This is a genomic window from Streptomyces sp. P5F9 (assembly GCF_057961495.1).
Map to the genome: position 1 here is coordinate 1 of NZ_JBXVPZ010001037.1, position 649 is coordinate 649.

1 protein-coding gene is annotated in these 649 nt (G+C 72.0%); it reads right to left on the reverse strand.

Annotation, left to right across the window (positions count from 1 at the left end; genetic code table 11):
• Positions 1-649 (reverse strand): TRSP domain-containing protein (locus tag AC31A1_RS52275; protein WP_489660054.1); only part of this gene is annotated, 649 nt, incomplete at both ends.

The following is a 649-nucleotide window of genomic DNA, read 5'->3' on the forward strand; positions in this document are numbered from 1 at the left end:
GAGCATGGGGGGCCTTTCGGGGACGTACGACGGCACGACCGCGAGGACGACGTGCGGGGTGTGTTCGGCGAGCCTCGCCAACAGGCCGTCCGGGGCGTGGAGTTCGGGGGTGTCGGCGGTGTCGTCGATCACGGCGACGACCGCGTCGAAACCGGCGCCGGCGATGTTGTAGGCGTAGCGGTCGCCCGGGCCGTCCGCGGGGGTGTCGTGGGCCGGGAAGGTGAGGCGGGTGCGGATCGCGTAGCCCGGGTCGTCCACCGCGAGGACGGGTGAGCGGGTGGTCGTGGAGTAGGTGACGCCGGCGTCCACGACCTGCTCCAGCTCGCGGGCCAGTCTCAACGGGGCGTACATCAGCTCCTCGAAGCCGAGGATGTGCACACGGTGCGCGCCCTCCGGGAGGGCTTCGGCGAGGCGGGCCGCCATCGCCGGGAGGGCTTGTTCCAGGCGTATTCGGTGTTGGGGGGTGAAGCCGTGCCTTCCGCCGTCGGGGAGGTTGTGGGGCCAGCGGAGTTCGACTCGGGTGACTCGGTTGTGGGTCGGGTGCGGGCCGGTGGGGGCTGGTCGCGCAGTTCCCCGCGCCCCTGAAAGACGAGGGCATCGCAGTCGACCCGAGCCTTGAAACCGCCCCCGATCGCCACCCCCTAGGGGC